This window comes from Streptomyces sp. iso_384, assembly GCF_056172905.1.
In genome coordinates, this window is sequence record NZ_JBWBTT010000020.1 from 1 (window position 1) to 801 (window position 801).

Consider the following 801-nt stretch of genomic DNA (forward strand, 5'->3'; position numbering starts at 1 on the left):
GAACACCGGCACGATGATCCTGGCGACCTTGGTGGACCCGTCCTTGTTGAGCCTGAGCGCGCGGCCGATGTTCTGGACGATCTCCACCTGCGAGCCGCGGGTGTCCGCGAAGCGCGCCGGCCTCCACGCCCCGCTCGCCGGTGATGTCGACGCCTTCCCCGAGCACGCGAACGCTGGCGAGGAAGGCGCGGTGAACCCGGCGCCCGTCCGCGTCGATGCCGTTGGCGAACTGGCGCAGGGCCTCGCGCCGCTCGCGGACGAGGTGGTCGCCGCACAGCCACGCTGACCACACCCGGTCCGGCGGGACGTGGCGGCCGGCCTCCAGCTCGTAGAAGGCCGCGTCGATCGACGACTTCGGCAGCCGGTCCGCGGCGGCCAGGTCTTCGTTCGAGGCGTCGTTCATGTACAGGTTGGCGGCGGTCTCGGGGAGCTTGTCCGCGAACGCGCGGGCTTCCTCGACCTTTTGGTGGAACGTCATTGACCGTACGCAGGTTGTACGCCGCCGCGTGCTCCAAAAGCGCGGTCTGCAGGAGCGCCAGGCGCCGGCCACGCGCCGCGCTTCCTCCGACTCCCCGAGGATGGGGGCGGGGTCGCGGATCTCCAGGACGTCGATCTCGAACCCGGCAAGAATCTCCCGCTCGATCGCCTCCGAGAGCCCTAGCTCCGCGCCGGGGAGCCAGGCACCGAACAGGCCGTCGGGGTCGTCCGACATGCTCGCGATCTCCGCCTCCTGGCCGTCAGCACCTTTCTGGGGGCGGGCAGCGGCGAGGATGCGGGGCCAGCGGTCAGGTCGAGCCGAAA

General features: G+C 70.9%; 1 pseudogene. It reads right to left on the reverse strand.

Annotation, left to right across the window (positions count from 1 at the left end):
- A pseudogene (locus AC0VY3_RS37330) lies at positions 1-801 on the reverse strand (DEAD/DEAH box helicase); the annotation flags it as partial.